At 65.3% G+C, this 26,825-nt stretch carries 23 protein-coding genes; 15 read left to right on the forward strand and 8 right to left on the reverse strand.

Annotation, left to right across the window (positions count from 1 at the left end):
- Nucleotides 1-2,415, reverse strand: a complete 2,415-nt coding sequence (locus BM222_RS06375; protein WP_177243040.1) for a phosphoketolase family protein — start codon at nt 2,413-2,415, stop codon at nt 1-3.
- A gap of 211 nt (nt 2,416-2,626) precedes the next feature.
- Between BM222_RS06375 and BM222_RS06380 the strand changes: the two genes are divergently transcribed.
- The 4 genes from BM222_RS06380 (at nt 2,627) to BM222_RS06395 (ending at nt 6,748) form a co-directional block, all read left to right on the forward strand.
- Nucleotides 2,627-3,790: a PA0069 family radical SAM protein gene (locus BM222_RS06380; protein ID WP_092227439.1), complete on the forward strand. Its 1,164-nt coding sequence runs from the start codon at nt 2,627-2,629 to the stop codon at nt 3,788-3,790.
- Nucleotides 3,791-3,811: 21 nt separating this feature from the next.
- Nucleotides 3,812-4,267, forward strand: coding sequence for a VOC family protein (locus tag BM222_RS06385; protein ID WP_092227440.1), 456 nt, complete (start codon nt 3,812-3,814; stop codon nt 4,265-4,267).
- 77 nt (nt 4,268-4,344) lie between these two features.
- Complete coding sequence (gene rnhB, locus BM222_RS06390; protein ID WP_092227743.1) at nt 4,345-5,139, forward strand: ribonuclease HII; 795 nt, start codon at nt 4,345-4,347, stop codon at nt 5,137-5,139.
- 100 nt (nt 5,140-5,239) lie between these two features.
- Entirely contained in the window at nt 5,240-6,748 is a 1,509-nt protein-coding gene (locus tag BM222_RS06395; RefSeq protein WP_092227441.1) for a glycosyltransferase family 39 protein, read from the forward strand.
- Between the two features lie 13 nt (nt 6,749-6,761).
- On the opposite strand, the gene BM222_RS06400 is transcribed toward BM222_RS06395, so the two are convergent.
- Nucleotides 6,762-7,565, reverse strand: a complete 804-nt coding sequence (locus tag BM222_RS06400) for a uracil-DNA glycosylase (protein ID WP_092227442.1) — start codon at nt 7,563-7,565, stop codon at nt 6,762-6,764.
- 136 nt (nt 7,566-7,701) lie between these two features.
- Here BM222_RS06400 and BM222_RS06405 point away from each other — a divergent pair, with 136 nt between their 5' ends.
- From BM222_RS06405 to BM222_RS06415, 3 genes are all read left to right on the forward strand, one after another.
- Complete coding sequence (locus tag BM222_RS06405; protein ID WP_092227443.1) at nt 7,702-9,363, forward strand: electron transfer flavoprotein-ubiquinone oxidoreductase; 1,662 nt, start codon at nt 7,702-7,704, stop codon at nt 9,361-9,363.
- A gap of 317 nt (nt 9,364-9,680) precedes the next feature.
- Nucleotides 9,681-11,477, forward strand: a complete 1,797-nt coding sequence (locus BM222_RS06410) for a tetratricopeptide repeat protein (RefSeq protein ID WP_092227444.1) — start codon at nt 9,681-9,683, stop codon at nt 11,475-11,477.
- Nucleotides 11,478-11,515: 38 nt separating this feature from the next.
- Nucleotides 11,516-12,400, forward strand: coding sequence for a 4-(cytidine 5'-diphospho)-2-C-methyl-D-erythritol kinase (locus BM222_RS06415; protein WP_092227445.1), 885 nt, complete (start codon nt 11,516-11,518; stop codon nt 12,398-12,400).
- Here the strand turns inward: BM222_RS06415 and BM222_RS06420 are convergent.
- The 5 genes from BM222_RS06420 to BM222_RS06440 all read right to left on the reverse strand — a co-directional run bounded on the left by BM222_RS06420 (nt 12,397) and on the right by BM222_RS06440 (nt 17,072).
- The gene (locus BM222_RS06420; protein ID WP_092227446.1) at nt 12,397-13,275 is read right to left on the reverse strand and encodes an alpha/beta fold hydrolase; all 879 of its coding nucleotides are present in this window, start codon (nt 13,273-13,275) and stop codon (nt 12,397-12,399) included. The genes BM222_RS06415 and BM222_RS06420 overlap by 4 nt on opposite strands.
- A complete protein-coding gene (locus BM222_RS06425; protein ID WP_092227447.1) occupies nt 13,268-13,900 on the reverse strand; it encodes a LysE family translocator in 633 nt (210 codons plus the stop codon). Before BM222_RS06425 ends, BM222_RS06420 begins: the two co-directional genes overlap by 8 nt.
- Before the next feature lie 43 nt (nt 13,901-13,943).
- Complete coding sequence (fabF, locus tag BM222_RS06430; protein ID WP_092227448.1) at nt 13,944-15,206, reverse strand: beta-ketoacyl-ACP synthase II; 1,263 nt, start codon at nt 15,204-15,206, stop codon at nt 13,944-13,946.
- 1 nt (nt 15,207) lies between these two features.
- Nucleotides 15,208-15,723: a winged helix-turn-helix transcriptional regulator gene (locus BM222_RS06435; RefSeq protein ID WP_092227449.1), complete on the reverse strand. Its 516-nt coding sequence runs from the start codon at nt 15,721-15,723 to the stop codon at nt 15,208-15,210.
- 341 nt (nt 15,724-16,064) lie between these two features.
- Nucleotides 16,065-17,072 carry a polyprenyl synthetase family protein gene (locus tag BM222_RS06440; protein WP_028175606.1) on the reverse strand — a complete coding sequence of 336 codons (1,008 nt, stop codon included), beginning with the start codon at nt 17,070-17,072 and terminating at the stop codon, nt 16,065-16,067.
- Nucleotides 17,073-17,203: 131 nt separating this feature from the next.
- Between BM222_RS06440 and BM222_RS06445 the strand changes: the two genes are divergently transcribed.
- From BM222_RS06445 to glyS, 6 genes are all read left to right on the forward strand, one after another.
- Nucleotides 17,204-17,431, forward strand: coding sequence for a putative signal transducing protein (locus tag BM222_RS06445; RefSeq protein ID WP_092227450.1), 228 nt, complete (start codon nt 17,204-17,206; stop codon nt 17,429-17,431).
- Nucleotides 17,424-18,191, forward strand: a complete 768-nt coding sequence (locus BM222_RS06450) for a tRNA1(Val) (adenine(37)-N6)-methyltransferase (RefSeq protein ID WP_092227451.1) — start codon at nt 17,424-17,426, stop codon at nt 18,189-18,191. The genes BM222_RS06445 and BM222_RS06450 overlap by 8 nt, the downstream gene beginning before the upstream one ends.
- A gap of 216 nt (nt 18,192-18,407) precedes the next feature.
- On the forward strand, nt 18,408-19,316 hold the full coding sequence (locus BM222_RS06455) for a S49 family peptidase (protein ID WP_092227452.1): 909 nt from the start codon (nt 18,408-18,410) through the stop codon (nt 19,314-19,316).
- A gap of 105 nt (nt 19,317-19,421) precedes the next feature.
- A complete protein-coding gene (locus BM222_RS06460) occupies nt 19,422-19,613 on the forward strand; it encodes a hypothetical protein (RefSeq protein ID WP_092227453.1) in 192 nt (63 codons plus the stop codon).
- A gap of 224 nt (nt 19,614-19,837) precedes the next feature.
- Nucleotides 19,838-20,773: a glycine--tRNA ligase subunit alpha gene (locus tag BM222_RS06465; RefSeq protein ID WP_092227454.1), complete on the forward strand. Its 936-nt coding sequence runs from the start codon at nt 19,838-19,840 to the stop codon at nt 20,771-20,773.
- Nucleotides 20,773-22,872 carry a glycine--tRNA ligase subunit beta gene (gene glyS, locus BM222_RS06470; RefSeq protein WP_092227455.1) on the forward strand — a complete coding sequence of 700 codons (2,100 nt, stop codon included), beginning with the start codon at nt 20,773-20,775 and terminating at the stop codon, nt 22,870-22,872. Before BM222_RS06465 ends, glyS begins: the two co-directional genes overlap by 1 nt.
- 183 nt (nt 22,873-23,055) lie before the next feature.
- Here the strand turns inward: glyS and BM222_RS06475 are convergent, their stop codons facing one another.
- Nucleotides 23,056-23,409, reverse strand: a complete 354-nt coding sequence (locus tag BM222_RS06475; protein ID WP_092227456.1) for a DUF1236 domain-containing protein — start codon at nt 23,407-23,409, stop codon at nt 23,056-23,058.
- A 235-nt stretch (nt 23,410-23,644) separates the two neighbouring features.
- Between BM222_RS06475 and BM222_RS06480 the strand changes: the two genes are divergently transcribed.
- A complete protein-coding gene (locus tag BM222_RS06480; protein WP_007607177.1) occupies nt 23,645-23,800 on the forward strand; it encodes a DUF3096 domain-containing protein in 156 nt (51 codons plus the stop codon).
- Nucleotides 23,801-23,896: 96 nt separating this feature from the next.
- The gene (gene ppdK / locus BM222_RS06485; protein ID WP_177243041.1) at nt 23,897-26,824 is read left to right on the forward strand and encodes a pyruvate, phosphate dikinase; all 2,928 of its coding nucleotides are present in this window, start codon (nt 23,897-23,899) and stop codon (nt 26,822-26,824) included.
- Nucleotide 26,825 lies beyond the last annotated feature (1 nt).

Consider the following 26,825-nt stretch of genomic DNA (forward strand, 5'->3'; position numbering starts at 1 on the left):
TCAATCGCCGGCTTCGGCCGGTGTGGTGCCGCCGGAACTGTTCTGCCAGATCCATGTTTGGATCTCCGGCATGTCCTCGCCGTGCATGCGGACGTAGCGCGAATGCTCGATCAGTCTGTCACGAAATTGCTGCTTCACATGCGCGGCTCTGGTGACCAGATCAGGCACGCGTTCGATCGCCTCGATCGCGAGGTGGTAGCGGTCGAGTCCATTGAGCACGACCATGTCGAACGGCGTCGTCGTGGTGCCTTCCTCGGCAAAGCCGCGCACATGCATGCCGGCATGGTTGGTGCGGCTGTAGGTGAGACGGTGGATGAGGTAGGGATAGCCGTGATAGGCGAAGATGACCGGTTTGTCCTTCGTGAACAGGCTGTCGAAGTCGCGATCGCTCAGGCCATGCGGATGCTGCTCGTTCGGTTGCAGCGTCATGAGGTCGACGACGTTGACGACGCGGATCCTGAGATCCGGCAGCGCGTTGCGCAGCAGGTCGACGGCTGCGAGCGTCTCCAGCGTGGGCACGTCGCCGGCGCAGGCCATCACCACGTCGGGCTCGCCGTTCGCGTCCTCGGTGCCGGCCCATGCCCAGATGCCGATGCCGGCATCGCAATGCGTTGCGGCCTCCTGCATCGACAGCCATTGCGGCGCCGGTTGCTTGCCGGCGACGATGACGTTGATGCGGTTGTAGGTGCGCAGGCAGTGATCGGCGATCCACAGTAGCGTGTTGGCGTCAGGCGGGAGGTAGATGCGGACGATATCGGCCTTCTTGTTGGCAACGAGGTCGACAAAGCCAGGGTCCTGGTGGCTGAAGCCGTTATGGTCCTGGCGCCAGACGTGGGACGTCAGGAGATAATTCAGCGAGGCGATCGGCCGCCGCCACGGCAGGTGCCGCGTCACCTTCAGCCATTTGGCGTGCTGGTTGAACATGGAATCCACGATGTGGATGAAGGCCTCGTAGCACGAGAAGAAGCCGTGCCTGCCGGTGAGGAGATAGCCCTCGAGCCAGCCCTGGCAGAGATGCTCGCTCAACACCTCCATGACGCGGCCGTCCTGCGCGAGATGGACGTCGTAAGGCACGGTCGGCTCCATCCAGACGCGTTCGGTCGCGTCGAACACGGCATCGAGCCGGTTTGAGGCGGTCTCGTCCGGGCCCATGATGCGGAAATTGCGTTCCCCCGCGTTGAGGCGGATGACGTCGCGCAAGAACTTGCCGAGCTCGCGCGTCGCTTCCGCCGTGACCCCGCCGGGCTTCGGCACCTCGATTGCAAACTCTCGGAAGTCCGGCAGCTTCAGCTCCTTCTTGAGGAGCCCGCCATTGGCGTGCGGATTGGCGCCCATGCGCCTGTTGCCTTCGGGTGCGAGCGCCTGAAGCTCGGCAACGAGCGCGCCGCTCTTGTCGAACAGCTTGTCCGGCTCGTAGCTGCGCATCCAGTCGTCGAGAATCTTCAGATGCGCTGGATTTTCGCGGCAGTTCGCCACGGGCACCTGATGGGCGCGCCAGAAGCCTTCGACTTTCTTGCCGTCGACTTCCTTCGGGCCGGTCCAGCCCTTCGGGCTCCGCAGCACGATCATCGGCCAGCGCGGTAGCTCGATGGTCTTGCGGCCGTCTCGGGCGTGCTGCTGGATCGAGCGGATGCTGGCGAGCGCAAGGTCGAGCGCATCTGCCATGGCCGGGTGCATCAGCTTGGGATCGTGGCCCTCGACGAACAGCGGCTCGTGGCCGAGCCCACGGAAGAGCTCGCGGATCTCGCTGTCGGGCATCCGGCCGAGCACGGTCGGGTTGGCGATCTTGTAGCCGTTGAGGTGGAGGATCGGCAGCACCGCGCCGTCATGCGCTGGATTGAGGAACTTGTTCGAATGCCAGGACGCGGCGAGCGGGCCGGTCTCGGCCTCGCCGTCGCCGACGACGCAGGCCACGATCAGATCAGGATTGTCGAACGCCGCGCCATAAGCGTGCACCAGCGCATAGCCGAGCTCGCCGCCTTCGTGAATCGAGCCTGGCGTTTCCGGTGCCGCGTGGCTCGGAATGCCGCCGGGGAAGGAGAACTGCCTGAAAAGTTTCCGCAATCCCTCCGCATCGCGCCCGATATCAGGATAGATCTCGCTGTAGCTGCCTTCGAGATAAGTGTTGGCCACCATGCCCGGGCCGCCATGGCCGGGACCGCAGACATAGATCATGTCGAGGTCCAGCGCGCGGATGACGCGGTTGAGGTGGGCGTAGATGAAATTCAGCCCCGGCGTCGTGCCCCAATGGCCGAGCAGGCGCGGCTTGATGTGGGCAGGCACCAGCGGCTCGCGCAGCAGCGGATTGTCCAGAAGATAGATTTGCCCCACAGAGAGATAGTTCGCCGCGCGCCAGTAGCGATCAAGGAGATCGAGGTCGCTGCTTGCAGCAGCCTGTTGTCGCTGAGATGTCATGATCCTGCCGACCTTCACCAGGGGATCGTCACCAACCGGGTTCCGGCGAGATCGATCCTTCTCCTGCAGAGAACCGGAGCGAGGTCACGCGGTGTTGCGTGAGGTCAAAGGCGCGCGCCCGAACTTTGGGCAGCGCTACTGTGCATGGGGTTGTTTTCGCGTTTTCGATTCTTGTTCTTGATTTGTTCTTTTGGCGTGCTATCCTGATCGCATGAGTCCAGCATCGTCTTCTGCTCTCAAGCACCCGCCGGTCACGGCGCCCTCCGAGCCGGCGGGTGCGCCTTCTGATTTCCCCGAGCTTGGCGTCGCCATCGATCGCGTGCGCAGGCGCGGGCGGGGCGCGCAGTCCAACGCCAGCGGCCGCTATGAGGCCGAGGCCCGCGTCGCCTTCGACGATGGCTGGCAGAGCCTGGAAGAGTTGCCGCCGTTCAAGACCACGGTCGCGGTGGACACCTCGCGCAAGGTGATCACCCGCAACGATTCTCCCGACATCGGCTTCGATCGCTCGATCAATCCCTACCGTGGCTGCGAGCACGGCTGCGTCTATTGCTTCGCGCGGCCGACGCATGCCTATCTCGGCCTGTCGGCGGGGCTCGACTTCGAGTCGAAGTTGTTTGCCAAGCCCGAGGCGCCGGTTCTGCTCGAGAAGGAGCTCGCGGCCCCAGGCTACGAGCCGCGGATGATCGCGATCGGCACCAACACCGATCCGTATCAGCCGATCGAGCGCGAGCGCAAAATCATGCGCGGCATTCTCGAAGTGCTCGAGCGCACCGGCCATCCCGTCGGCATCGTCACCAAATCCGCGCTGGTGGTGCGCGACATCGACATTCTCGCCCGCATGGCCAAGCGCAACCTCGCCAAGGTCGCGATCTCGGTGACCTCGCTCGATCCGAAGTTGGCGCGCACCATGGAGCCAAGGGCCTCGACGCCGCCGAAGCGGCTGGAGGCGCTGAAGCAGCTTTCGGAGGCCGGCATTCCCACCACCGTGATGGTCGCGCCCGTGATCCCCGCGCTGAACGATTCCGAGATCGAGCGCATTCTCGATGCCGCCACGCATGCCGGCGTCAAGGAAGCCTCCTACGTGCTGCTGCGGTTGCCGCTCGAGGTGCGCGATCTCTTCCGCGAATGGCTGATGGCGAATTATCCGGACCGCTATCGCCACGTCTTCACGTTGATCCGCGACATGCGCGGCGGCCGCGACTACGATTCGAAATGGGGCGAGCGCATGAAGGGGACCGGCCCGATGGCGTGGACCATCGGCCGCCGCTTCGAGATCGCCTGCGACCGGCTCGGGCTCAACAAGCGCCGCTCGAAGCTGACCACGGATCATTTTGCGCGGCCGAAGCTGAACGGCGAGCAGCTCAGCCTGTTCTGAGCGGGACGAGCGAGGTGTGTGATGAGCAAGGAACTGCCGGCTCCCGTGCCGCGGCTGACGGTGATCACGCTGGGTGTGCGTGACATCCGCGCCAGCATCGCCTTCTACGCTGCGCTCGGTTTTTCGCGCCGGCTGAAGGTAACGGGAGAGGCCGTGGCGTTCTTCGACACCGGCGGCCCGGTGCTCGGCCTGTTTCCGTGGAGCCAGCTCGCCGACGACGCCAGACTGCCGGACCAGCCAAGGCCGACGACGTTCCGCGGCGTCACGCTCGCCTGGAACTGCGCCTCGCGCGAGGAGGTCGATGCCGTGCTGTCGTTTGCGCTTCGGACGGGCGCGGTCTTGCTGAAGGCTGCGCACGAGACCGATTATGGCGGCTATTCCGGCTATTTTGCCGATCCCGATGGCCATCCCTGGGAGGTCGTCGTGGCGCCCGGCATCGAGGTCGGCGACGACAGGCGCGTGCATCTGACGGAGTAGGGCGGTTCATCTGAATAACGGGAATTGTCTGGGGTTCCCGGTTGCGCGGGCGGGCCGGCTTCCGCACGATCCCGGCCATGATTCGGGACAAGTCCAGTAAGACGCCGGCCAAAGATGCGCCGCAGAGCGAGGTGGCCCAAAAGGCGGCCAAGGCGCCGCCTGCCAAAGCCAGCTTCCGCCGCGAGCGCGCGCTGATCAAGCGCGGCGTCTGGCCGATCGCGGGCTGCGACGAGGCCGGCCGCGGGCCGCTCGCCGGCCCCGTGGTGGCGGCCGCGGTGATTCTCGATCCCGACCGCATCCCGCGCGGCATCGACGATTCCAAGCGATTGACTGTGGAAGAGCGCGAAAAGCTGTTCGACAAGATCTGCGCCACCGCGCAAGTCTCGGTCGCCGTCGCTTCGCCCGCGCGCATCGACCGCGACAACATCCTGCGTGCCTCGCTCTGGGCGCTGAAGCGCGCCGTGGTCGCTCTACCAGAGGCGCCGAAGCACGTCTTCGTCGATGGCCGCGACCGGCTCGACACGCCTTGCGACTGCCAGGCCGTGATCGGCGGCGATGGGATCGTACTCTCGATTGCAGCCGCCTCCATCGTCGCCAAGGTGACGCGTGACCGGCTGATGTGTGCGCTGGCGCAGGATTGCCCCGGCTATGGGTTCGAGCAGCACAAGGGCTATGGGGTCCCCGACCATCTCGACGCGCTGAACCGCCTCGGACCGACCGTTCACCACCGCAGCTTCTTCGCCCCGGTCGCCGCCGCACGCGCCAAGCACATGCCCTGGACAGTCGTGCCCGAGCGGGAACTGTTCGATCTCACCGCGATCGAGGTGCAGGTCGAGACGACAGTTGAAATCGATGCTTCCGCGGGCCTCTAGACGAGACGGTCGTTGCCACGACGCGTGTCGCCCTTTATCAAAACAGGTGTGAGTGAATAGGGGCCGGCTGGACGGGTTGGCTGCATCTTGCGGGCGTTGCATGCGGTTTACCTCCCTGGTCATCGAGCTCATTCGCGCCCGGCCGCGGCTGATCGTCTGGATTGCCGTGCTGCTTCAAGCTGCGATGTGGTTGCTGGTGGCGCTGCTGTTCTATCGCAGCCCGCCGGGCAGCCTCGCGACCCTGCTGGCCTTCGGCAGGGAATACCAGGTCGGCACCGATCTGGGGCCGCCGCTATCAATCTGGCTCGCCGACATCGCCTACCGGGCCGCGGGGGGCCATATGTTCGGCGTCTACGTCCTGGCCGAGATCTGCGAGATCGCGACCTTCATCACGCTCTACCACCTCGCACGCGCCGTCGTCGGCAGCCAGCAGGCGGTGCTCGTCGTCCTTCTGACCATGACGCTGCTGGCCTTTTCCTCGTCGGCGCTCGACTTCGGACCTTTGGTGCTGGCCCGGCCGTTGTGGACGCTGCTGCTGCTGCATTCCTGGCAGATCATCGGCCAGCGCCGCGGCAATGCCTGGTTCGCCTGGTCGATCGAGGCCGGCCTGCTGCTCCTGACCACGCCGGCCGCGATCTTCCTGCTCGCGTTGCTCGTCGTGTTCGCACTCTCGACCGCCGGCGGCCGCAGGACCTTGCGCGCGCTCGACCCGCTGTTTGCCGTCATCGTCGTCGCCGTGCTGGCGCTACCCTATGCGGTCTGGCTGACGCGCGCCGAGACCCTTGCGTTGCCAGCCTTGCCGCAAGTGGCCGACATCGGCGCCCGTGCGATCCATGCCGCCTGGCTGCTTGGCGGCCTCGTGCTCGGCGCCATCGCAGTTCCGGTGCTGACCTTCCTCAACACCCCCCTGTTCGCCGGCAAGTGCGAGGACGCGCCTATCATCTACCGGCCGCCTGTCGAGCCGCTGGCCCGCAACTTCGTCTATTTCTTTGCGCTGGCGCCCGCGCTCGGCGGCGTCCTGGCCGCAGGCCTGTTCGGCCTCGATGCCGTCGTCGGCGGCGCCGGTATCGTGTTGATCATGTCGGGTCTCGCGACGGTCGTGGTATCAGGCGATCTCATCGCGATGCGCCGCGCTCGTATGCTGCGCACGGTGTGGGCGGCGGCCGTCGTGGCACCGGCTGTCGGCGTCGTGCTGGCCGTGCTGTTCCTGCCCTGGAGCGGCACCGGCGAGATCGCGACCTCGATGCCGGCCCGTGCGATCTCCGACTTCTTCGACGACAGCTTTGCCCGCCGGACCAACCATCGCCTGCGCGCGGTCGCCGGCGAGACGCAGCTTGCAAGCCTGATCACGCTGCATTCCGGCCGGCCGCATCTCTTCATCGATGCTGATCCTGCGCGTACGCCGTGGATGTCACAGGCAAAGTTCAGCGAGAGTGGCGGCGTCGTGGTCTGGCGCGCGTCCGATACCGCCGGCACCCCGCCGCCCGACATCCTCGCGCGCTTCCCCGGCATCGTGCCCGAAGTGCCGCGGGCTTTCGAATGGCTTGTCAACGGACGCCAGCAGTTGTTGCGCATCGGCTGGGCCATTGTGCGGCCGAAGGCGACGTGAGTACGAGCGCTTGCTAGCCCGCCAGCGCCTTCGCGATTGCCCGCAGATCCTGCCAGGCCAGCCGCTTGTACGACGGTGACCGCAAGAGATAGGCAGGATGGAACGTCGGCAGCGCACGGATGGCGCGTGTGCCCGTCTCGTACTCGAACCAGCGCCCGCGCGTTCGCATGATGCCTTCGCGCGTCGACAGCAATGTCTGCGTCGAGGGATTGCCGAGCGTCACCAGCACGTCGGGATTCACGAGCTCGATATGACGCTGGATGAAGGGCAGGCAGATTTGCGTCTCCTGCGGCGTCGGCGTGCGGTTGCCGGGCGGCCGCCAGGGGATGACATTGCTGATGTAGGCCGTGCTGCGGTTGAGGCCTATGGCGCCGATCATCAAATCGAGCAGTTTGCCGCTGCGCCCGACGAAGGGCAGTCCCTCGATGTCCTCGTCCCGGCCCGGTGCCTCGCCGACGAACATGATGCGCGCTTGCGGATTGCCGTCGGCGAACACCAGCCGCGTCGCCGTGTGCTTGAGCGCGCAGCCCTCGAAGTGCTGCATCAGCTCGCGCAGCGCCTCGAGGGTCGGCGCGGTGCGGGCAGCCTCGCGCGCGGCGGAGATCGCGACGTCAGGCGCCGGTGCGGCCTCGCCGCGCATCACCGCAGGCGCGGCGACAGGCCGCGGAGGCTCGGCCGGCGCAGCGCGAGCAGCAGGCGGCGGGGCATCTAATTCCGCCAGGCGGTCGATGGGCTGCTCTGCGAGCGCACAGTCGACGCCGGCCTCCAGATAGAAGGCAAGAAGCTCTCGAACGGTGGGTGCGGGCTCGGGGATCATTGGGAAAGTCAGACTATTAGTTCATCTTAGGACGCCTTGCATCCCAGCGGAACGCATTTCCGTGGTTGTCCTACCCGGAAAAATCGGAAACAAGGGGGCGCAAATGACAAGGAACCGTCTCAAGGGCTGAGATCAGATGAGCACCGAAGAACTTCCCCCGCGCGAATCCATGGAATTCGACGTCGTCATCGTCGGCGCCGGCCCCTCGGGCCTGGCCGCGGCGATCCGGCTGAAGCAGATCAATGCCGATCTCAACGTCGTCGTGGTGGAGAAGGGCTCCGAGGTCGGTGCACACATTCTCTCCGGCGCCGTGATCGATCCGGCCGGGCTCGACAAGCTGATCCCGGACTGGCGCGAAGATGCGGATTGCCCGCTGAAGACGCAGGTCAAGGACGATCGCTTCTATTGGATGACGGGCGGCGGTGCGATCAAGCTGCCGAATTTCATGATGCCGCCGCTCATGAACAACCATCATTGCTATATCGGCTCGCTCGGTAATGTCTGCCGCTGGCTGGCGCGCAAGGCCGAGGCGCTCGGTGTCGAGATCTATCCGGGCTTTGCCGCCGCCGAAGTGCTTTATGACGAAAAGGGCGCGGTGAAGGGCATCGCGACCGGCGACATGGGTATCGGCCGCGACGGCAAGCCAAAGGACTCCTTCACCCGCGGCATGGAACTGCTCGGCAAGTACACGCTGTTTGCCGAAGGCGCGCGCGGCAGCCTGAGCAAGCAACTGATCGCCAAGTTCGCGCTCGATGCCAAGAGCGAGCCGCCGAAGTTCGGCATTGGCCTCAAGGAAGTCTGGCAGATCGATCCAGCCAAGCATCAGAAGGGCTTGATCCAGCATTCGTTCGGCTGGCCGCTCGACCTGAAGACCGGCGGCGGTTCGTTCCTCTATCACTACGACGACAATCTGGTCGCCGTCGGCTTCGTCGTGCATCTGAACTACGATGATCCGTATCTGTCGCCGTTCGACGAGTTCCAGCGCTTCAAGACGCACCCGTCGATCCGCGGTACCTTCGAAGGCGCCAAGCGCCTCGCCTACGGCGCGCGTGCCATCACCGAAGGCGGTTATCAGTCGGTGCCGAAGCTGACCTTCCCCGGCGGCGCGCTGGTTGGCTGCGCGGCCGGCTTCGTCAACGTGCCGCGCATCAAGGGCGTGCACAATGCGATGGGCACCGGCATGTTGGCTGCCGAGCATGTCGCAGCCGCGCTCGCGGCTGATCGCGCCAATGACGAGATCATCGATTACGAGAACGCCTGGCGTTCCTCGTCGGTCGGCAGGGACCTGTTCCTGGTCCGCAACGTCAAGCCGCTGTGGTCGAAGTTCGGCACCGTGCTCGGCGTTGCGCTCGGCGGTTTCGACATGTGGTTCAACACGCTGTTCGGCACCTCGCTGTTCGGCACGCAATCGCATGCGAAGCCCGACCGCTCGACGCTCGATCCCGCCAAGCAGCACGCGCCCAAGATCTATCCGAAGCCCGACGGAAAGATTTCCTTCGACAAGCTGTCGTCGGTGTTCCTGTCCAACACCAACCATGAGGAGGATCAGCCGGTCCATCTGAAGGTGACGGACATGAACCTGCAGAAGACCTCCGAGCATGATGTGTTCGCCGGTCCGTCGAATCGCTATTGCCCGGCCGGAGTCTATGAGTGGGTCGAGGAAGGCGGGAGCCTGCGCTACCAGATCAACGCGCAGAACTGCGTCCACTGCAAAACCTGCGACGTGAAGGACCCCAACGGCAACATCACCTGGGTCCCTCCGGAGGGCGGCGGCGGACCGAACTACGAGGCGATGTAAGGACGCGCCCAGCGGCCAAACAGGTCCGAAGGGTGGTGTAGCGCACGTTCGCGTGAGAACGGGAGCATCACGGGGACCCCCGGCCACGATAAGGCCATAGTAGCGGCGTCTTGGGGCTCTCTTGAGCGTCACTTGGAACGGTGACTTGACCGATTCGGGGCGTGCGGAGGGGATCGCCCGGTCCGAATCCTTGCGGTGAAGCGCCAAAAGCGGCATTGTCCGGACCCGACGGTTCCGGGTCCCGTGTCGCCGGCCGCGTGCGCGCGAGACGGCCTTTTGCTTCAAACCCAGGCACTACCAACTCAAGGCGAGCCCTGATGTTTTCAAATCGTTTCAACCGCTGGACTGCTGCTGCCATCGCCCTTGCGGGTTCCGCGATCTTGGCGGTCCCAGGCGCGGTGCTGGCGCAGACGCCGGATCATCCGGCCGACACGGCGGCACAGTTTCCGAGCCGAAACGATCTGAAGTCGCTCACCACGGCCGGCAGCTATCTCGCCGCCCGCCACGCCAGCGTCGAGCGCGACGCGGCCTCCGCAGCCGCCTTCTATCGCTCCGCGCTGCGGTCCGATCCCAAGAACAACGAGCTGCTCGACCGCGCCTTCATCTCCTCGGTCGACGATGGCGACATCGAGGAAGCGGTCAAGCTTGCCGAGCGCATCCTCACCATCGACAAGACCAATCGCGTCGCGCGCCTCGTGGTCGGCGTGCACGATTTGAAGCTGAAGAAATATCCGAGCGCGCAGAGCAACATCAACCAGTCGATTCGCGGGCCGATCACCGATCTCGTCGCGACCCTGCTGTCCGGCTGGGCCGCCTATGGCGCGGGCGATGCCAAGGGCGCAGTTGCGTCCATCGACAAGCTGGCGGGTCCGGAATGGTATCCGCTGTTCAAGGACCTGCACGCGGGCATGATCCTGGAGAACGCCGGCAAGGAGAAGGACGCAGGCGTCCGTTTCGAGCGCGCCTACAAGCTCGACGATTCCATGCTGCGCGTCAGCGAAGCTTATGCGCGCTGGCTCTCGCGCAACAAGGACGCGGCCTCGGCGACCGCCGTCTATGAGGCCTTCGACAAGAAGCTCGCCCGTCATCCGCTGATCGTGGAGGGTCTGCGCGAGACCAAGGCCGGCAAGAAGCTGCCGCCGCTGGTCGATTCCGCGCAGGCCGGTGCGGCCGAGGCGCTGTACGGCATCGGCGCCACCCTGACCCGCCGCGGCGGCGAAGATCTGGCGCTGGTCTATCTCCAGCTCGCGCTCTACCTCCAGCCGACGCATCCGCTGGCCCTGCTCTCGCTCGCCGACCTCTATGAATCGGTGAAGCGGCCGCAGATGGCGATCAAGATCTATGAGCGCGTGCCGTCGAGCTCGCCCTTGAAGCGCAATGCGCAGATCCAGCTCGCCATCGACCTGGATTCCGCTGACCGAACCGACGAGGCGATCAAGATCCTCAAGGGTGTGATATCAGAGGATTCCAAGGACCTCGAAGCCATCATGGCGCTTGGCAATCTCGAACGCGGCCGCAAGAAGTTCGGCGACTGCGGGGCGACCTATTCGCAAGGCATCGACGTGCTGCCTGCCGGCAACGACAAGGCCAACAGCGTCTGGTATTACTACCGCGGCATTTGCGAGGAGCGCTCCAAGGAGTGGGGCAAGGCCGAAGCCGACATGAAGAAGGCGCTCGAGCTCCAACCCGACCAGCCGCATGTCCTGAATTATCTCGGCTATTCCTGGATCGACCAGGGGGTGAATCTCGACGAAGGCATGAAGATGATCAAGCGTGCCGTCGAGCAGCGTCCCGACGACGGCTACATCGTCGACTCTCTCGGCTGGGCCTATTACCGCATCGGCAACTACGAAGAGGCCGTGAAGAACCTCGAGCGCGCCATCGACCTGAAGCCCGAGGATCCCACCATCAACGACCATCTCGGCGATGCCTATTGGCGCGTCGGCCGCACGCTCGAGGCCAAATTCCAGTGGGCACATGCCCGCGATCTCAAGCCGGAGCCGGAGGAGCTGCCGAAGATCGAGGCCAAGATCGCCAATGGCATGACCGATGACACGTCGAACTCTTCGGCCGCGCAGGCGGAGAAGAAGAAAGACGACGGCAAGGGCGGTTGATCAAAGTCATTGGACGCGTAACTGGGGGCGTATCGCCGATGCCGGCGTTGGTGGAAGAAGGGCGCGCGAAGGTCAATCTGAGCCTTCGCGTAGTCGGCCGTCGCGCCGACGGCTATCATGATCTCGAAAGCGTGGTCGCGTTTGCCGACTGTGCCGACCGGCTCACGCTGGATCCGGGCGGTGAGCTCAGGCTTGCCACCACGGGACCGCTCGCGGCAGCCTGCGGCGAGACATCCGACAATCTCGTGTTCAAGGCAGCCAAGCTGCTGGCCGATGCCGTGCCGAACTTGAAGCTCGGCGCTTTCGCGCTCGACAAGGTGTTGCCGGTTGCGGCCGGCATCGGTGGCGGTTCGGCCGACGCTGCAGCGGCGCTGCGCCTGCTGGCGCGCCTCAACGATCTGCCGCTCGATGATCCCAGGCTCCAGAAGGTCGCGCTTGCGACCGGCGCCGACGTGCCGGTGTGCCTGCTCTCGCGGGCCTGCGACATGACCGGCGTCGGCGAGCAATTGCTGCCGCTGGCGCTGCCGAGCATGCCGTGCGTGATGGTCAATCCACGCGTGCCGGTCGCGACCAAGGACGTGTTCAAGGAGTTGGGCCTGCGCAACGGCGAATTGCTGGTCGGCGTGACCGATGTGCTTGAAGCTCCGGCGTGGCCGGAGGCCGGCGGATCGATCGCCGATTGGGTCGATGTTCTCGAAACCGTCGCCAATGATCTCGAAGCCCCTGCGCTGCGGATCGAACCCGTGATCGGGGCGGTGCTCGAAGCTCTGCGCGACTCCACTGGCGTCAAGCTCGCGCGCATGTCCGGCTCCGGCGCGACATGCTTCGCGATTTATGGCGTGCCCGGTGATGCACAGGCCGCCGCCGAGAAGATTCGGCGCGACCACCCCGGCTGGTGGGTGCATGCGGGGACGCTGAGCTAGGCGCCGCTGTCCTCCGAAAGCCCGAGAAACCGCCTGATCTCGCCCAGCACCTCCTCCGGCTTGTCATGCTGCAGCCAGTGTCCGGCACCCGCGACGGTTGCGATGCGGGCCCGCTGGAAATATTGCTCCAGGCCAGCCACCTTTGCGCCGGCGAGAAAGCTTTCGCCGGCTTTGAGCAGCAGCGTCGGGCAGGCGATGCGCGACCACAATGCGACATGGTCGTCCGGCCAGAGCCGGTGCGGCGCCGAGGCGCGCTGGTAGGGGTCGAACTTCCAGCTATAGGTGCCGTCCTCGTTCTGCCGCGCGCCGTGCGTTGCGAGGTGAAGCGCGAGGTCGCGGCTGAGGCGCTTGTTGTGCAAGACCATCTGCGCGGCCGCGTCGTCGAGCGTCGCATAGCGGCGCGGTGTGCGGTCGTGCAGTCTGTCGAGCTGGCCGACCCATCTGCCGATGCGTTCATGCGCCGGCGGCTTGGGTGAATCCGGCAGCATCGTCACACCGTCGAGCACGACGAGCTTCGAGACCAGTTCGGGGAATGATCCAGAGAAGATCAGGCTCACCATGCCGCCCATCGAATGGCCGATGAGCGTCACCTGGGGTGCCGCGATGCTGCGGACGAGCTGGGCGAGATCGTAAACATACTCGGTCAGCGCGTAGCTGCCGCCTTTGGTCCAGTCGGAATCGCCGTGGCCGCGCAGGTCGGGCGCGATCACATGAAAATTCGGCTGCAGCGAGCGGGCAATGGCGTCCCAGCTCCGGCAATGATCGCGGCCGCCATGGATCAGGATCAGCGGCGGTGCCTCCACATTGCCCCAGTCGGCATAATGCAAGCGCAGGCCGTGGGACTCGTAGAAGCGGCTTTGCGGGGTGTCAGCCATTCGCCGGCCTCCGCGCCAGCGCAAGAGACAGGCCAAGGCCTGCAATGAAGACGCCGGAGCCTTGGGTGAGACGGCGCATCAGAAGCGGCCGTCCGATCAATTGCGTGCGGGTCGCCGATGCCATGAGCACCACGATGATATCGGCGAGCGTGTTCAGCGTCACCGAGATGGCGCCGAGCATGATGAATTGCAGCGTGGGACTCGCTCCCGCGGGATCCAGGAATTGCGGAATGAAAGCAAGAAAGAACGCCGCGGTCTTCGGGTTCAGCGCCTCGACCAGCATGCCGTCGCGGAACGCCCTGGTGTCGCCGACGGGCTCGCTCGCGAGCGGCAGCACTCGGCCGCCGCTGCGAAAGGTCTTGATGCCGAGCCAGACCAGATAGAGCGCGCCGACGAATTTGACGGCGGCAAACAGCTCGGCGCTGGCCAGGATGATGGCGGAGATGCCGAGGCTGCCGGCGACGACATGAACCAGTCCGCCCAGCGCGGTGCCGGCTGTCGAGGCAAACCCGCTGGCGCGCCCCTGCGACAAGGCTCGCGCCGCGACGTAGAAGATGCCGGGCCCGGGAATGGCGGCAATGATGAGGGCGGCGCCCAGGAATAGCCAGAAGTTCGTATCGCTCATCCTGCTGTCGTAGCAATGGCCAGCGTGATTGCAAGCCTGCCCGCTAGCCTATGCGGCGGAAGATCGCGCTGGCGTTCACCCCGCCGAAGCCGAATCCGTTCGAGATCGCATGCTGCATCGGCGTCGGCCGCGCGCTGCCTGCCACGATGTCGATACCGTCCGCGCCGGGATCCGGGTTCTCGAAATTGAGCGTCGGCGGCGCGATCTGGTCGCGCAAGGCCAGCACGGTAAAGATCGCCTCGAGCCCGCCGGCCGCGCCGAGCAGATGGCCGGTGGCCGATTTGGTCGCGCTGACAGCGATGCTGCGGTTGCGGCCGAACAGCGCAGCGATGGCGCCGAGTTCGCTCTCATCGCCGGCCGGCGTCGAGGTCGCATGCGCGTTGAGGTGCTGCAAATCGGAAGGTGCGAGCTGCGCCTGGCGCAGTGCGATCTCCATGGCGCGGCGGGCACCGTCGCCATCAGGTGGGCCCGACGTCATGTGATAGGCGTCCGCGGTGGTGCCATATCCGACGATCTCCGCGATCGGCGTGGCGCCGCGCGCAAGCGCATGTTCCAGCTCCTCGATCACCAGAATGCCGGCGCCTTCGCCCATGACAAAGCCATCGCGATCGCGATCGAACGGGCGCGAGGCGCGAGCGGGGGTGTCGTTGAACGCGCTGGACAGCGCACGTGCCGCCGCGAAGCCGCCGAGACTGACGATATCGATGCAGGCTTCCGCGCCGCCGCAGATCGCGACATCGGCTTCGCCTGATCGGATCATGCGCGCGGCATCGCCGATTGCCTGCACGCCGGCGGCACACGCCGTAACAGGCGTGCCCAGCGCGCCCTTGTAGCCGTATTTGATCGAGACATGGCCAGCCGCGAGGTTGGCGAGGAACGAGGGAATCGTGAACGGCGACAGCCGACGCGGGCCGCGCTGCTCGGTGATGCGCACGGCCTCCGCCATGGCCGGAAAGCCACCGACACCGGAACCGATGACCGTCGCGGTCCGCTGCAGCGATGACGCATCCTGTGGCGTCCATTGAGCCTGGGCGACCGCTTCTGCGGTGGCGAGCAATGCGAACAGGATGAAGCGGTCCATCTTGCGCTGATCTTTCGGCGCGGCGGCCTGCGCTGCGTCGAAGCCGCCGACCGCATCCTGGGCCTTGTCGGGCACGAGTCCGGCAATGCGGGCCGGCAGCGCCTCCGACCATTGGGGCAGCGGACGCAGTCCGCTCTGTCCGGCAAGCAGCCGGCGCCAGGATGTCTCCACACCACAGCCGAGCGGCGACACCGCGCCCATTCCCGTGACGACGATACGACGCATGTCAGTCTCCAGCCGGCGCGACCGCCGGGTTCATGGCTTTCAGCGAGGTGAGCCGACGCCGCATCAGGCGGCTTGCGTGGGGCCCTGCGATCACCACCGAATTGGCGAGCGTGATCGGTTGCCTGTCGGCGGCGTCGACCACGATCGGATCGAGCGGCCGACGATCGTCCCGGTTCGCCAGCAGGATGGATTCGCCCTTCGGCGCGAGATGCTTGTTGCCCCAGGCGAGCAGCGTGGCGATGACGGGGAAGAAATCCCGCGCCTTGTCCGTCAGCACATATTCGTAACGTGGCGGCCGCTCGTGATAGCGGCGGCGGACGAACATGCCTGCTTTGGTGAGATGGGCCAGGCGCCGCGACAGGATGTTCGGCGCAATGGAGAGATTGCGCTCGAACTCGTCAAACCGCGTCGAACCCTGAAACGCGTCCCGCAGGATCAAGATACTCCACCACTCGCCAACCGTCTCCACGGCACGGCCGACCGGGCATTCCAGGATCGAGGGGGACTTGGGTTGCATCAGGGAAAGGTAGGTGAGTGGCTTGCAAAAAGCAAGTTACTGCTGGGCAGCGGTCGGCTGCGGGTTGAAGGGGCCGCGACTGTGAGGCTGTTGCTCTGGCGAGAGCCGCTGCCGTGATCAGAGCTGTGGCTGCGTTCAGATGCACACTCGTGAGCGAGCCGCGACATACGCCGTCATTGCGAGCGGAGCGAAGCAATCCAGAGTCTTTCCGTGGTGGGATTCTGGATTGCGTCGCTGCGCTCGCAATGACGGTGCTGATGCCGTCGTGCCTGTCTCAACGGCGTCGTCCCGGCGAACCCCGGGAGAGTGTTTGCCCGGCAGTCGCGCCTGAGCGCGAAAGCCTAATGCGATCGTGCCAGGCAGAACGCCACCACCTGCTCCAGCGCGCTCTTCATCGGCGAGGACGGGAACAGCGCCAGCGCATCGACCGCCATGGCGCCGTAGTGCTGCGCGCGGCTGAGCGTGTCCTCGAGGGCGCGGTGCTTGTTCATCAGGCCGATGGCGTGGTCGAGATCGCTGTCGCCGATTTCGCCGCGCTCCAGCGCCTTGATCCAGAACGCGCGTTCGGTGTCATTGCCACGCCGGAAGGCGAGCACGACGGGAAGGGTGATCTTGCCCTCGCGGAAATCGTCGCCGGTGTTCTTGCCGAGTTTTGCACTCTTGCCGCCGTAGTCGAGCACGTCGTCGACGAGCTGGAAGGCGATGCCGAGATTCATGCCGACGGAGCGGCAGGCGGTCTGCTCCGCCTTCGGGCGGTTGGCAATCACAGGGCCGACCTCGCAGGCCGCGGCGAACAGTTCGGCGGTCTTGCCGCGGATCACGGCGAGATATTCGTCTTCGGTGGTGGCGGTGTTCTTGGCGGCGGCGAGCTGCATCACCTCGCCCTCGGCGATGGTGGCGGCGGCGGCGGAGAGGATGTCGAGCGCGCGCAGCGAGCCGACCTCGACCATCATGCGGAAGGCTTGTCCGAGCAGGAAGTCGCCGACCAGCACGCTGGCCTCGTTGCCCCAGAGCATGCGTGCCGAGAGCTTGCCGCGGCGCATTTCGCTCTCGTCGACGACGTCGTCGTGGAGCAGCGTGGCCGTGTGCATGAACTCGACCGAGGCAGCGAGCTTGATGTGACCGTCGCCGGTGTAGCCGGCGAGGTTGGCCATGGCGAGTGTCAGCATCGGCCGCAGCCGCTTGCCGCCCGAGGAGATCAGATGGTTGGCGACCTCCGGGATCATGGTCACGTCTGACCCGGTCCGCGAGAGGATCGTGGCGTTGACGCGCTCCATGTCACCGGCGACAAGGGCAACCAGCTCTTCGATCGACGCGCCGGGGGTTTCGAAAGGTACGATGACGGCCACGCCGGTCTCCAATATTTGCCCCGGAGGGGCTATTCTGATGGAAAGACAATAGAAACTGGACGGGGATGCGGCAAGGCCTGTGGAACCATTGACATTTGCCGCTCAACCCCTTTCAGCCCAGGAGGCTCGTTTTGCGTGAACTGGTTCGGACCAATGATATCGTGCTGGTGTCGGCGATCGGCGCGCTGCTCGACGGCGCCAACATCCACCATCTGGTGCTGGACCAGAACATGAGCATCATCGAGGGCTCGCTCGGCGTCCTGCCGCGCCGAATCCTGGTCCATGAGGACGACGCCAGCGAAGCCCGGCAACTCCTGACCGAGGCCGGGCTCAGCCACGAACTGCGCGGCGATGATTGACGTCGTCACAGATCTCACCGAGGACGCCTTTCTCGGCGGGCAACTGCGCCTCAAGCAGAAGCGATCCGGCCACCGCGCCGGGCACGATGCCATCCTGCTCGCGGCCGCGACGGCGGCCCGTGAGGGGGATCGCGTGGTCGATTTCGGCGCGGGCGTCGGCACCGCCGGCCTGGCGCTGGCCCGCCGCGTGGCCGGCCTCAATCTTTGCCTGGTCGAGATCGATGCGGAATTGGCAGAGCTCGCACGCGCCAATGCAGCCGCGAATGCGATTGCCGCCGAGGTGATCGTGCTCGACGTCACTGATGACGCGCAGCCGTTTGCGGCGCATGGGCTCATGCCTGATAGCGCCGCTTGCGTGTTGATGAACCCGCCCTTCAACGATGCCATCAGGCATCGCGGCTCGCCGGATCGGGCGCGTCACACCGCGCATGTCGCAACCGAGGAGACGCTGCATGCCTGGGTGCATTCAGCGCGGCGGATCCTCCGGCCGAACGGTGTGCTGACGCTGATCTGGCGCGCGGACGGAATTGCAGACGTTTTGGCAGCGCTGTCACGCGGCTTTGGCAGCCTGTCGATTCTGCCTGTTCATGGCGAAGCGGCACGGCCTGCGATCCGCGTGCTGGTACGTGCCGTCAAGGGCGGCCGCGCGCCGACGCGATTGCTGCCGGGCCTCATGCTCAATTACGAGTCACATCTGCCCAAAAAAGAGGTGAGGGATATTCTCGAGGGAAAAGCGGTCTTGCCGCTGGCGGAGCCGTGACGGCTTACTGGGGAAGCGATTCCGACTGCTGTTCCTGCGGGGACGTATAGCGAATCGCAGTGAAGAGCGCGCCGATCAGCATCAACAGCAGATAGATCTTCATGTCGTTTTCTCCGCTGCCTCATTGCAGCTTCCCGCCGCGGATTCTGCAAAACACGTTCCAGGCACTTTCAATGACAGTCGCGTGATAAGAATTGGTTAATCAGGAGTAACGGCATGGCCGAACAATTGAACGATCGCGAGAATTCCGGCCTGGCCGACAAGCTCTTGCAATACCTGCCGGCGCGCTTCCGACCGGGCACGGCGGTGGTGCCGGTGGTACGGCTGTCAGGCGTCATCGGCGCCGTGACGCCGCTGCGTCCGGGCATGACGCTCGCAGGCGTCGCGCGGGTGCTGGAGCGGGCATTTTCGTATCGGAACGCCAAGGCGGTGGCGCTGGTGATCAATTCGCCCGGCGGCTCGCCGGTACAGTCGCGCCAGATCTATCTGCGCATCAAGCAGCTCGCGGCGGAGAAGAAGCTGCCGGTGCTCGTGTTCGTCGAGGATGTCGCGGCTTCCGGCGGCTACATGATCGCGTGCGCCGGCGACGAGATCTTCTGCGATCCGTCCTCGATCCTCGGCTCGATTGGCGTGGTCGGCGGCAGTTTTGGTTTCCAGGAGGCGATCAAGCGGCTCGGCATCGAGCGGCGCCTCTACACATCAGGTGCGCACAAGGCGATGCTCGATCCGTTCCTGCCCGAAAATCCCGATGACGTGGCCAAGCTGAAGGCGCTTCAGCGCGAGATCCATCAGATCTTCATCGCGCTGGTGAAGGCGAGCCGCGGCGACAGGCTCAAGGGTGCCGACGACACGCTGTTCACGGGCGAGTACTGGGCCGGCGAGACGTCGATCGCGCTTGGGCTTGCCGATGGCGTCGGCGATCTCCGCTCAACTCTTCGTGCCCGCTACGGCGAGAAGGTTCTCACCCCTGTGATCGCGCAGCCGACCGGGCTGCTCTCCGGCCTGCTCGGGCGGAAATCGCCTGGCGCGGGGCAGCTTTCGGCCATGGAATCAATGGCCGGGCTGCCGGACGAGCTGATCTCGGCGGTCGAGACGCGGGCGATTTGGGCGAAATTCGGGTTCTAGGCGAATCGCCTCCCGCGCCATTTGGTCCGTCTTGAGCCAATTGCGGCGCAGCCCGGACTGCGCGAGAATGTGCGTGGGGGTTGAGCACTAGACAAGGATCGACCGATGCCGCCGTTCGTTGCATTCGCGGGCGTCCTGGGTGGGCTTGCCGTGGTCCGCTGGGCGTACAAGACCGCACTCCGGATCAACCAGGAGCTGGAGGAGATGCGCCTGTCGCGCGTCGCCGAGGCCGCCCATATGGGGGCCGTCCAGACGCTGAAGCGTGACCCCGTGACCGGAGCCTATAGGCCGGGTTAGCTCACGCAGCACGGAAGGTGCGCTCCCTCTCCCGCTTGCGGGGGAGGGCTGGGGTCTCTCCACAAGCGAGAAAACCCCGAAAGGAGAAAGCCCTCACCCGCGCTTTCGGCGCGACCTCTCCCGCAGGCGGGAGAGGTAAGAAAACCCCCCTTTGCCTTGATTCCCATCCCCGCCGTCGATACGGTCCCGCGCGATTCAACCCCCCGCGAGAGCCTGATCTGACGATGGACGCCTCATTGCCCGCCCATATGCGCCCGGACCGCTCGTTCCAGGGCCTGCTTCTGGCTCTGCAGCGCTATTGGGCGGATTACGGTTGCGTGATCCTGCAGCCCTACGACATGGAAGTCGGCGCCGGCACCTTCCATCCCGGGACGACCCTGCGCGCGCTCGGCCCAAAGCCGTGGAATGCCGCCTATGTGCAGCCCTCGCGCCGGCCCAAGGATGGCCGCTATGGCGAGAACCCGAACCGGCTCCAGCACTACTACCAGTTCCAGGTCATCCTCAAGCCGTCGCCGCCGAACCTTCAGGAGCTGTACCTGAAGTCGCTCGCCGCGATCGGCATCGACTCCGCCATTCACGACATCCGCTTCGTCGAGGACGATTGGGAGAGCCCGACGCTCGGCGCCTGGGGACTCGGCTGGGAGTGCTGGTGCGACGGCATGGAAGTCAGCCAGTTTACCTATTTCCAGCAGGTCGCCGGCGTCGAATGCGCGCCTGTCGCCGGAGAGCTTACCTACGGCCTCGAGCGCCTCGCCTGTTATCTGCAGGGCGTCGACCGCATCATGGACCTGAACTTCAACGGCCGCGAGGGCGCCGAGAAGGTCACCTACAGGGACGTGTTCTTCCAGGCCGAGCAGGAATATTCGCGGCACAATTTCGAACATGCCGACACGACGATGCTGTTCGAGCAATTCAAGATGGCCGAAGCGGCCTGCAAGAAGTACCTCGACGCCGGCTGGCGCGAAGGCAATCGCAGAGAGCATTTGATGGCGCTGCCGGCCTATGACCAGTGCATCAAGGCGAGCCATGTCTTCAATCTGCTCGACGCGCGCGGTGTGATTTCGGTGACGGAGCGACAGAGCTACATCTTCCGGGTCCGCGAACTGGCGAAAGCCTGCGGCGAAGCCTGGGTGCACACCGAAGCCGGTGGAGCGGCCTGATGCCCGATCTTTTGCTTGAACTCTTTTCGGAAGAGATCCCCGCGCGCATGCAGGCCAAGGCGGCCGACGATCTGCGCCGTCTGGTGACCGACAGGCTCGTCGCCGAAGGCCTGGTCTACGAGGGCGCGAAAGCCTTCGCGACTCCGCGCCGTCTTGCGCTCACCGTGCACGGCATCCCCGCGCGCCAGCCTGACCTGAAGACCGAACGCCGCGGACCGAAAGTCGGCGCGCCCGATGCGGCCGTGCAGGGCTTTTTGAAAGCGACAGGCATGAACTCGCTGGACGAGGCCAAGATCCAGCGCGACCCCAAGGGCGATTTCTACATCGGTTTGATCGAGAAGCCCGGCCGCGACGCCATCGACGTGCTCGCGGAAATCCTGCCCGTCATCATCAGAACCTTCCCCTGGCCGAAATCGATGCGCTGGGGCGCGCGCTCGGCCAAGTCGGGCTCGCTGAGCTGGGTGCGCCCGCTGCACGCGATCACCGCGACCTTCGGCCTCGAGACCGAAGAGCCCGATGTCGTGAAGTTTTCCGTCGACGGCATCGAGACCGGCCAGACCACTTACGGCCATCGCTTCCTCGCGCCATCGGCCATTTCGGTCCGCCGCTTCGAGGACTACGAAGCCAAGCTGCTGGACGCGAAGGTCGTGCTCGACCCCGACAGGCGCAAGGACACGATCCTGACCGATGCCAAGCAGCTGGCGTTCGCGCAAGGGTTCGAACTCGTCGAGGACCAGAATCTGCTGGACGAGGTCTCGGGCCTCGTCGAATGGCCGGTCGTGCTGATGGGCTCGTTCGAGCAGGAGTTCTTGAAGACTCCCGACGAGGTGATCCGTGCCACCATCCGCAACAACCAGAAATGCTTCGTGGTGCGCGACCCCAAGACCGGGAGGCTGACCAACAAATTCGTGCTCACCGCGAATATCGAAGCGACCGACGGCGGCAAGGTCATCGTATCAGGCAACGAGCGCGTGATCCGCGCGCGGCTGAGCGATGCGAAGTTCTTCTACGAGACGGACCTGAAGACGAAGCTCGAGGATCGCCTGCCGAAGTTCGAGCAGATCGTGTTTCACGAGAAGCTCGGGACTCAGGCGGCGCGCATCAAGCGCATCGAGCGGCTTGCCGGCGAGATCGCGCCGCTGGTCGGCGCCGATGTCGCCAAGGCCACGCGCGCCGCGCATCTCGCCAAGGCGGATCTGCTGACGGAAGTCGTCGGCGAATTCCCTGAGGTGCAGGGCCTGATGGGCAAGTACTACGCGCTGGCCCAGGGCGAAGACGCCTCGGTGGCGGCTGCCTGCGAGGAGCATTACAAACCGCAAGGTCCCGCTGATCGCGTGCCGACGGATCCGGTCAGCGTCGCGGTCGCGCTTGCCGACAAGATCGATACGCTCGTCGGCTTCTGGGCGATCGACGAGAAGCCGACGGGCAGCAAGGACCCGTATGCGCTGCGTCGCGCGGCGCTCGGTGTGATCAGGCTGATTGCAGAGAACGCGCTTCGACTGTCGCTTATGAAGGTGGCCGCGTCCGCACTCGCCGGCTTGTCGGTGAAGTCTGCGGAGGCCGAGAGGATCCCAAGCGATCTCCTCGCCTTCTTCGCCGATCGCCTGAAAGTCCAGCTTCGCGAGCAGGGCGCGCGCCACGATCTCGTCGACGCCGTGTTCGCGCTCGGCGGCCAGGACGATCTCTTGATGATCGTTCGCCGCGTCGAGGCGCTCGGAAAATTCCTCGAGAGCGACGACGGCAAGAACCTGCTTGCCGGCACCAAGCGTGCGAGCAACATCCTTTCGATCGAGGAGAAGAAAGACAAGCGTACCTTCGACGGTGCGCCGGATGCCGCGCTCTACAGTCTCGACGAGGAGAAGGCGTTGGCCAAGGCGATCGGCGAGGTCAAGACGGAAGCGAGCGCTGCTGTCGCGAAGGAAGACTTCGCGGCCGCGATGAGCGCGATGGCGAAGCTGCGTCCGCCGGTGGATGCGTTCTTCGACAAGGTGCGCGTCAACGACGACGATGCGAAGGTGCGCGAAAACCGCCTGAAGCTGCTGAACGAGATCCGCAGCGCCACGCGTGCGGTCGCGGACTTCTCGAAGATTCAGGACTGATCTCGTGCCCCGGACGCGCCGCATCGCTTGCGCGCTGCGTCGCGTCCGCGACCGCGACACGTGAGCACAAAAATGCCCCGCCCGGCGGGGGGAAAGACCGGGCGGGGCCTGATGTCCGATTTTTTCACTGCTGCGCCGGCCTGATCGACGTGGCGCGCCGGACATCGAGTTGAACCGATTCTCCTAGTCCATCACCTCGACGATGCGCCGCGAGCGCGGTTCGACCAGCACGGTGGAGCCGTTCACGACGGTGTAGCGGTAGGTCGTCGCACCGAAACGTTGCGGCACGTCATAATAAGTGATGCCGGTTTCGGGTAAGGTGGCGCCGACGACCACGCGATCCGGAATATGGAAGGCCGGCACACGTTGCTCGACGACATAGTCGCGGAAAGCCGGGCGCTGCTCGACCGCAATCGTCGGGCCGCTATCGACCACGACGGGCGCGCGTCCCACGGTGATCCCGGTTTGCGCCTGCGCTGCGACCGGCGAGCCGATCGCGGCCGCGAGCGCTGCAAGGGCAAGAATCCTGTTTCGCATGGGCAACTCCTTCGACGTGCTTGCGACATGGGTTTACCTGACGCGCCAACGGCGCGACCGGTTGCCAATGCTGCGCCGCGCGCGATGTTCCGAAGAAGCCCTGCCGCATCGGCGGCAATTTCGGGCAGTTTTTGCGAACTGGGGAACTCGCCAAGGTGCTGGCGCGTCTCTACCCGCGGAACCTGGTCCGCTATGATCCGCCCGCGATTCGCCTCAACGTTCGGAAAAACAATTCATGCACATCACTGTCGCCCACATCTCGCCGATCCTGTCCCTGCTCGCGGGTGTGCTCATCCTGATCATGCCGCGCCTGCTGAACCTGATCGTCGCGATCTTTCTCATCGTCAATGGTGCGATCGGGCTCGGTTTGTTGAAATGGCTCCATCTCTAGGCCTTCATTTTCCGGAACTCTTCGACTTGCGCGGGCCCGCCCAAAATGGTGTAAGGCCCGCAATTTCCCGTCCCTCTCGCAGGTTGTGTGCAAGCTATGGCCAAAGCCGCCTCGAAGCCGAATAAATCTCCAGCGAAATCAAAGGCCTCCGTCAAGACCAAGGCGGCGCCCGTGGCCCGCAAGGCGCTTGCCAAGAGCGCCGTGAAGAGCGCACCGAAGCCGGCGCCCAAGCCAGCTGCGAAGGCTGCGACCAAGTCGGCTGCGCCGAAGGTCGCCAAGAGCGCTCCGGCCAAGAGCGCTCCGGCCAAGGGCGCCCCGGTCAAGGCCGCACCAGCCAAGGTTCCTGCCAACAAGTGGGTCTTCACCTTCGGTGACGGCAAGGCCGAGGGCCGCACGGAGATGCGCGACCTGCTCGGCGGCAAGGGCGCCAACCTCGCCGAGATGGCTAATCTCGGCCTGCCGGTGCCCCCCGGCTTCACCATCCCGACGTCGGTCTGCACCTATTTCTACGCCCACGACAAATCCTATCCGGAGGAACTGCAGTCGCAGGTTGAGAACGCGCTCGACTATGTCGGTAAGTTGACGGGCAAGGTGTTCGGCGACACCAAGAACCCGCTGCTCGTCTCCGTGCGCTCCGGCGCGCGCGCCTCGATGCCGGGCATGATGGACACCGTGCTCAATCTCGGCCTGAACGACGAAACCGTGGAAGCACTATCGGAGCTGTCCGGCGACCGCCGTTTCGCCTATGACAGCTATCGCCGCTTCATCACCATGTATTCCGACGTGGTGCTCGGCTTCGAGCATCATCACTTCGAGGAAATCCTCGACACCTTCAAGGACAGCCAGGGCTACACGCTCGACACCGACCTCTCCGCCGACGACTGGGTCGATCTGGTCGGCAAATACAAGGACGCGGTCGCCCGCGAGACCGGCAAGGACTTCCCGCAGAATCCGCATGACCAGCTCTGGGGCGCGGTCGGAGCGGTGTTCTCATCCTGGATGAACGCGCGCGCGGTGACCTACCGCAAACTGCACGACATTCCGGAATCATGGGGCACCGCGGTCAACGTGCAGGCCATGGTGTTCGGCAACATGGGCGAGACCTCGGCGACCGGCGTCGCCTTCACTCGCAACCCCTCGACCGGCGAGAGCAAGCTCTACGGCGAATTCCTGATCAATGCGCAAGGCGAGGACGTGGTGGCCGGCATCCGCACGCCTCAGGACATCACCGAAGAGGCGCGCAAGGAATCGGGCTCCGACAAGGCGTCGATGGAGGCGGCGATGCCGGAGGCCTTCAAGGAGCTGACGCGGATCTACACGCTGCTCGAGAAGCACTACCGTGACATGCAGGACATGGAGTTCACGGTCGAGCAGGGCAAGCTCTGGATGCTGCAGACCCGTAGCGGCAAGCGCACCGCGAGGGCCGCGCTGCGCATCGCGGTCGAGCTTGCGAACGAAGGCCTGATCACGAAGCAGGAAGCGGTGACGCGCATCGATCCCGCCTCGCTCGACCAGCTCCTGCATCCGACCATCGATCCCGAAGCCAATCGCGACGTGATCGCGACCGGCCTGCCGGCGTCGCCAGGTGCGGCCTCCGGCGAGATCGTGTTCTCCTCGGATGAAGCGGCCAAGCTTCAGGGCGACGGACGCAAGGTCATTCTGGTCCGCATCGAGACCAGCCCCGAAGACATCCACGGCATGCACGCCGCCGAAGGCATCCTGACCACCCGCGGCGGCATGACCTCGCACGCGGCGGTCGTGGCGCGCGGCATGGGCAAGCCCTGCGTCTCAGGCTGCGGCACCATCCGCGTCGATTATGGCCGCGGCACCATGAGCATCGGCTCGCGCACCTTCAAGGCCGGCGACGTCATCACCATCGACGGCTCGCTCGGTCAGGTGCTGGCCGGCCGCATGCCGATGATCGAGCCGGAACTGTCAGGCGAGTTCGGCACGCTGATGAACTGGGCCGACCAGGTCCGCAAGATCGGCGTCCGCGTCAACGGCGACACGCCCGATGACGCCCGCACCGCGATCAAGTTCGGCGCGGAAGGCATCGGCCTCTGCCGCACCGAGCACATGTTCTTCGAGGAGACGCGCATTCGCACGGTGCGCGAGATGATCCTCTCCGAGGACGAGCAGTCGCGCCGTGCCGCGCTTGCCAAGTTGCTGCCGATGCAGCGCGCCGACTTCGTCGAGCTGTTCGAGATCATGAAGGGCCTGCCCGTCACGATCCGCCTGCTGGACCCGCCGCTGCACGAGTTCCTGCCGCATACCCATGCCGAGGTCGAGGAAGTGGCGCGCGCCATGAACACCGATCCGCGGCGTCTGGCTGACCGCGCGCGCGAGCTGTCGGAGTTCAACCCGATGCTCGGCTTCCGCGGTTGCCGTATCGCGATCGCCTATCCCGAGATCGCCGAGATGCAGGCCCGCGCGATCTTCGAAGCCGCGGTCGAGGCCGAGAAGCGTACCGGCAAGGCGGTCGGCCTCGAGGTGATGGTGCCGTTGATCGCGACCAAGGCCGAGCTCGATCTGGTCAAGGCCCGCATCGACGCCACCGCGAAGTCGGTGATGCGCGAGACCAACACCAAGATCGCCTATCAGGTCGGCACCATGATCGAGCTGCCGCGCGCGTGCCTGCTCGCGGAACAGATCGCCGAGAGCGCCGAGTTCTTCTCGTTCGGCACCAACGACCTGACGCAGACGACCTACGGCATCAGCCGCGACGACGCCGCGAGCTTCCTCGGTCCCTACGTGACCAAGGGCATCCTCGCGATCGATCCCTTCATCTCGCTCGACCAGGAAGGCGTCGGCGAGCTCGTCAAGATCGGCGTCGCGCGCGGCCGCAAGGCGCGCCCGAAGCTCAAGGTCGGCATCTGCGGCGAGCACGGCGGCGACCCAGCCTCCGTCGCCTTCTGCCACAATGTCGGCCTCGACTACGTGTCGTGCTCACCGTACCGCGTACCGATCGCGCGCCTCGCCGCCGCGCAGGCTGCGCTCGGCAAGGCGATCGCGAGCCAGGCGTAGG

Source organism: Bradyrhizobium sp. Gha (assembly GCF_900113735.1).
Classification (GTDB): domain Bacteria; phylum Pseudomonadota; class Alphaproteobacteria; order Rhizobiales; family Xanthobacteraceae; genus Bradyrhizobium.

Coding starts and splice junctions, on each gene's coding strand:
- BM222_RS06435 (WP_092227449.1), bottom strand. CDS start 15,723: ATGCAACCCAAGTCCCCCTCGATCCTGGAATGCCCGGTCGGCCGTGCC.
- BM222_RS06460 (WP_092227453.1), top strand. CDS start 19,422: ATGCCGCCGTTCGTTGCATTCGCGGGCGTCCTGGGTGGGCTTGCCGTG.
- BM222_RS06385 (WP_092227440.1), top strand. CDS start 3,812: ATGAGCAAGGAACTGCCGGCTCCCGTGCCGCGGCTGACGGTGATCACG.
- BM222_RS06380 (WP_092227439.1), top strand. CDS start 2,627: ATGAGTCCAGCATCGTCTTCTGCTCTCAAGCACCCGCCGGTCACGGCG.
- BM222_RS06480 (WP_007607177.1), top strand. CDS start 23,645: ATGCACATCACTGTCGCCCACATCTCGCCGATCCTGTCCCTGCTCGCG.
- BM222_RS06400 (WP_092227442.1), bottom strand. CDS start 7,565: ATGATCCCCGAGCCCGCACCCACCGTTCGAGAGCTTCTTGCCTTCTAT.
- BM222_RS06465 (WP_092227454.1), top strand. CDS start 19,838: ATGGACGCCTCATTGCCCGCCCATATGCGCCCGGACCGCTCGTTCCAG.
- BM222_RS06405 (WP_092227443.1), top strand. CDS start 7,702: ATGAGCACCGAAGAACTTCCCCCGCGCGAATCCATGGAATTCGACGTC.
- BM222_RS06395 (WP_092227441.1), top strand. CDS start 5,240: ATGCGGTTTACCTCCCTGGTCATCGAGCTCATTCGCGCCCGGCCGCGG.
- BM222_RS06410 (WP_092227444.1), top strand. CDS start 9,681: ATGTTTTCAAATCGTTTCAACCGCTGGACTGCTGCTGCCATCGCCCTT.
- rnhB (WP_092227743.1), top strand. CDS start 4,345: ATGATTCGGGACAAGTCCAGTAAGACGCCGGCCAAAGATGCGCCGCAG.
- BM222_RS06415 (WP_092227445.1), top strand. CDS start 11,516: ATGCCGGCGTTGGTGGAAGAAGGGCGCGCGAAGGTCAATCTGAGCCTT.
- BM222_RS06455 (WP_092227452.1), top strand. CDS start 18,408: ATGGCCGAACAATTGAACGATCGCGAGAATTCCGGCCTGGCCGACAAG.
- glyS (WP_092227455.1), top strand. CDS start 20,773: ATGCCCGATCTTTTGCTTGAACTCTTTTCGGAAGAGATCCCCGCGCGC.
- BM222_RS06425 (WP_092227447.1), bottom strand. CDS start 13,900: ATGAGCGATACGAACTTCTGGCTATTCCTGGGCGCCGCCCTCATCATT.
- BM222_RS06475 (WP_092227456.1), bottom strand. CDS start 23,409: ATGCGAAACAGGATTCTTGCCCTTGCAGCGCTCGCGGCCGCGATCGGC.
- BM222_RS06375 (WP_177243040.1), bottom strand. CDS start 2,415: ATGACATCTCAGCGACAACAGGCTGCTGCAAGCAGCGACCTCGATCTC.
- BM222_RS06420 (WP_092227446.1), bottom strand. CDS start 13,275: ATGGCTGACACCCCGCAAAGCCGCTTCTACGAGTCCCACGGCCTGCGC.
- fabF (WP_092227448.1), bottom strand. CDS start 15,206: ATGCGTCGTATCGTCGTCACGGGAATGGGCGCGGTGTCGCCGCTCGGC.
- ppdK (WP_177243041.1), top strand. CDS start 23,897: ATGGCCAAAGCCGCCTCGAAGCCGAATAAATCTCCAGCGAAATCAAAG.
- BM222_RS06450 (WP_092227451.1), top strand. CDS start 17,424: ATGATTGACGTCGTCACAGATCTCACCGAGGACGCCTTTCTCGGCGGG.